This is a genomic window from Synechococcus sp. H60.1, from assembly GCF_047462335.1.
Lineage (GTDB): Bacteria > Cyanobacteriota > Cyanobacteriia > Thermostichales > Thermostichaceae > Thermostichus.
Genome location: NZ_JANSJA010000114.1, coordinates 1 through 3,907, shown reverse-complemented (window position 1 = coordinate 3,907; position 3,907 = coordinate 1). Strand labels below are relative to the sequence as shown.

Here is a 3,907-nt window from a genome sequence, read left to right as displayed (position 1 = left end):
GCAAACTGCAACAGCTCCACCGCCGGCACCGCCCCGAACAAGACCACGCCCACCCAGACCACCAGGCCAGCAATTTCAGAGGGGGTGCGCCGCTTCACCAACTCCCCTTCAGCGGCAGGCGCTTCAGGAGCAGGGGCCAAGGGCAAGCCCAGGCCAGCAGCCAAGCGGTCGAAGCCCACCGCCTGCAGCAACTGGGTCACCAAGCCGGCCAAAAACTGCCCCAGCCAGTAAAAGACGGCCAGAATCAGAGCCGATCCTGCAATTCGGGGAATGGCCCGCAACACCTGCTCCAGCATCGCCACCGCCGGATCCGAGATGGCCCGGATTTCCAGAGCATTGAGAGCCGCAATCACCGCCGGGATCAACACCAAGATGTAGGCCACCGTCCCGACAATCTGGGCCAACTGGGGAATGCCAAAGCGGGCCCCCAAGCGGTTGGCTCCTGCTGCCGCCAGCAAATTCGAGATGAGGCCGCGCACAATGCGGGCCAAAAACCAGCCCACCCCACCGATGATGAGCGCTCCCAAAATGCGCGGCACCATCGACAGGATTTGATCCAGCAGGTTTTGCACCGGCCGCAGCGGCCCCCGCAGGTTCAGCGTATCCAGGATGAGCGGCAAAAAGAACAAGAGAATCAACCAGTAGAGGGCGTCACCCAGAGCTTCATTCAAGAGAAAAGGAGCGACCTCAGCCCCCCCCTCTGACTTTGCAGCCGTTCCTTCTGTGGCCGCTTCTGTACCCACCTCACCGGCAGCGCTCTCCTGTTGGAGAGGCTGAGCCAGCCGCTCGTCCAAGTTAAAGCGCCGCAGCCCCCGAATGACCGCTAGGCGGGCAACCGTGGCCACCGCCCAGCCCACCACCAGCAGCACCAGGGCTCCACCCAGCCGCGGCAGATAGACGAAAATTTCTCCCAAAAACCTGTTGAGTGGGTCGGAGACGGCCTGGAGCTGTAGGGCATTCAGCACCGCCACCAACACAAAAGCCAGGATGATCCAGTAAACAGCAGCGGCCACCCAGCGCTCCGTTTGCGGCAGCTTCTCGCCAGGCTTTTGCCCCAAAACCCAAGCAGCTAGGCGGTTATCGAGCTGCGTCCGCCTGAGCAGCCCCCGAACGCCGAAGGCCACCGCCGTGGCCACGAGCCAACCCAGAACTAGGATGGCAATCGCCGCCAGCAGATTGGGCATAAAATCGATAAGCCTGGACCAAAGATTGACAAAAAAAGAGACAGTCTCATCTCTAAAAGTGTTTACAGGGGTGTCCATAATTACCCTCACAGCCTGAAATGCTCAGGATGGACAAATGATAAAAGTAGGTTAGCCTGAAGTGCTTCCTTGGGCAAGCTGGGTTTGTCTGGGAGAAAGCCTCAAATGTCAAAAGAAACGGCGGGTCTTGAAACAAAGCTTTACATCTATCCATGGGTGGCAAGGGTTGAGCCAAGCTGCAGGGGTGCTGCCCAAGAAAATTTAAGGTTTAGGTGTATAGGGGAAAACTTTTGCAGTTCTTTAGTGTTGGTTTTTCCTAAGCTTAAATCGGTTTCTTCCAATACACCAGCCCATCTTCTCCGTTGTTGTAATAGCCCTTGCGGCGTCCCAGCAATTGAAACCCTGCCGATTCATAGAGGTGGATGGCGGCGTGGTTGGAAGCCCTCACTTCCAACGTGGCCCAGCGACAGCCTGCTGCCCTAGCTTGGTCTAGGAGCGCTTCTAGGATCCTGCGGCCCAAGCCTTGTCGCCGGTGACCGGGATCCACCGCCAGCGAGATGATGTGGGCTTCTTCTTCGATGCGCCAGAGGATGCCAAAGCCCACCAGCGCTGGTGCTGTTTGCGTCGCGAGGTCTGGAGAGGGAAGGGAGAACTCTGTTCGGCCCAAGCCATAGGAAGCGCCAACGGCAACCGGTTCCGCCACAACCCCAATCACCGTGCTGGTGGGCCGTTCCAGCTCCGCGCGATACCCCTGTTCCCCCCAGTGTCCGCCGTAGCAGCGTCGATCCAGCTCCAGCAATTGGGGCAGGGCGGTGATGTCGAGCATCTGCAGCCGATAACTTGTGCTACCCATGGTGGTCTAGTCCCGCAATTCGCAGAACTCCGATAGCAACAACTGCCCAAAGGGATCGTCATCCGGGGCGGCGTAGGGCAGGGCTCGGCGGCTAAGGCTCAAGATCTGGCCCCCCGATTGGGGATGGGGCTTGAGCTCGTAGTCGATCCCTTCTTGGAAGCCGGCCTCCTGCAGGTAATCTTGGGCGGCTTTGAGGATCCCTGCTCGCAGTTGGGCTTTGACGGCGGGGGCCATGAGGTGGCGAACAAACCAGCGGGCACTGTCGGGATCCACCTCAGCAAGGTATTGGAGAGCGGGGGTCAACACCGCGGAGCGCTCTTGGGGAGAGAGGCTGTTGACCTGCTGCGCCACCGCCGGCACATCCCGCCGTTGCAGGGCCGCGATCAGGGCTTGGATGGCAGGGGAAAAGGTGGGATCCATGGCTGGGGATACCAGAGGGCTTCGAGGGTACGGACAAGGTCTGCCGCTTCCGCAGGAGAGGGAGGATGGGGTAGACAGACCGTGACATGGCCCAGCTTGCGCCCCGGGCGGGCAGGGGTTTTGTGGTACCAGTGCAGCGTGGCATTGGGGATCCCCGCCAGGCGCTGCCGCTTTTGGGCATAGTCACTGCTGGAGTGCTCATAACCCAAGAGGTTCACCATCACTGCTCCCCCACACTTGAGAGAGGGATCCCCCAAGGGGAGGCCGAGGATAGCGCGCAGATGTTGCTCAAACTGGGAGGTGTGGCAGGCTTCCAGGGTGTAGTGGCCGGAGTTGTGAACCCGCGGTGAGATCTCGTTGATCCAGATCCCGGCCTTGGGGTGGGGCGGCGGCACCCAGAAGAGCTCGATGGCGAACACGCCCACCGCGTCCAACTTGTCCATCACCTTGACCGCCAGGTCGCGAATCTCGGCCTCGACAGTCGGGGGAATGCGGGCGGGCGCCAGCACATAGCGGCAGACCTGCTCGATCTGCACAGTTTCCACCACGGGGTAGAGTTGGATCTCCCCCGCCAGCCCGCGGGCCACGATCACCGCCAGCTCCCGCTCAAACGGGATCCACTCTTCCAGCAGCAGCGGGATCCCGGCATACTCGGCCAGAGCCTGTTGCAAGGTTGCTCGGTCGGGCAGGATGCGGGTGCCCTGGCCATCGTAGCCCTGCCGCCGCCGCTTGAGCACCACCGGAAAGCCCAACCCAGATAGGTCTGCCGTCTCCGCAGGGCAAAAGGCCGGCACCGGCACCCCCAACTCCGCCAAGAACTGTCGTTGGTGCAACTTGTCCAGCAGCGGCTCTAGGGTGCTCAGGCGAGGGCGAAAGCGGGATCCCTGCGGATCCAACTTGCGCAGCTCCGGCAGCGGGATGAACTCGTTCTCAAAAGTTACCACCGGGCAGCGTTGCAGCAACTGGGCTGTGGCCTGAGTGTCCGTCACAGCACCCCAGACCACACCGTCGGCTACTGCCACCGCCGGATCGGTGGGGGCAGCGGCCTGCACGATCAGCGGGATCCCCAAGGGGCGGGCCGCCAAAGCCAACATCTGCGCCAACTGCCCGCCGCCGATCACCCCCACCGGTTGGAAGCTCTGGGTTTTTGGGGATACCTGGGGTTCCACCACTGTCTCGCTATACTGACAGGTGTGCTGCTATCTGTTGCATCTTGGATCCAGAGATCATTATGGGATCCCTTGCCCTCGAGCGCTAGGAGCAAAACAGTGCAATCCCCTCAACCCTCTGAGCTCAGAGCTTTGATTGACCGGGCCTTGGCAGATAAGATCTTGACCCGTGCTGAACAACAGCAGATCCTCAATGCCGTCATGGCCGATCAAGAGATTTCCCCAGAAGAGCACGAGCTGCTGGAATTGGTTGTGGAGCGCCT

4 protein-coding genes are annotated in these 3,907 nt (G+C 60.9%); all 4 read right to left on the bottom strand.

Annotated elements, in window-relative coordinates:
• Positions 1–1,184 (bottom strand): mechanosensitive ion channel (locus NW852_RS06345; protein ID WP_414426564.1); only part of this gene is annotated, 1,184 nt, incomplete at its 3' end.
• 340 nt (positions 1,185–1,524) lie between these two features.
• Positions 1,525–2,055, bottom strand: a complete 531-nt coding sequence (rimI, locus tag NW852_RS06340) for a ribosomal protein S18-alanine N-acetyltransferase (protein WP_414348053.1) — start codon at positions 2,053–2,055, stop codon at positions 1,525–1,527.
• A gap of 6 nt (positions 2,056–2,061) precedes the next feature.
• The gene (locus NW852_RS06335; protein WP_414370844.1) at positions 2,062–2,475 is read right to left on the bottom strand and encodes a hypothetical protein; all 414 of its coding nucleotides are present in this window, start codon (positions 2,473–2,475) and stop codon (positions 2,062–2,064) included.
• Complete coding sequence (locus NW852_RS06330) at positions 2,439–3,644, bottom strand: 5-(carboxyamino)imidazole ribonucleotide synthase (protein WP_414370842.1); 1,206 nt, start codon at positions 3,642–3,644, stop codon at positions 2,439–2,441. The genes NW852_RS06335 and NW852_RS06330 overlap by 37 nt, the downstream gene beginning before the upstream one ends.
• Positions 3,645–3,907: the final 263 nt, after the last annotated feature.

Excerpts from the sequence above, each read along its gene's own strand:
- NW852_RS06335 (WP_414370844.1), bottom strand. The coding sequence starts at position 2,475 with ATGGATCCCACCTTTTCCCCTGCCATCCAAGCCCTGATCGCGGCCCTG.
- rimI (WP_414348053.1), bottom strand. The coding sequence starts at position 2,055 with ATGGGTAGCACAAGTTATCGGCTGCAGATGCTCGACATCACCGCCCTG.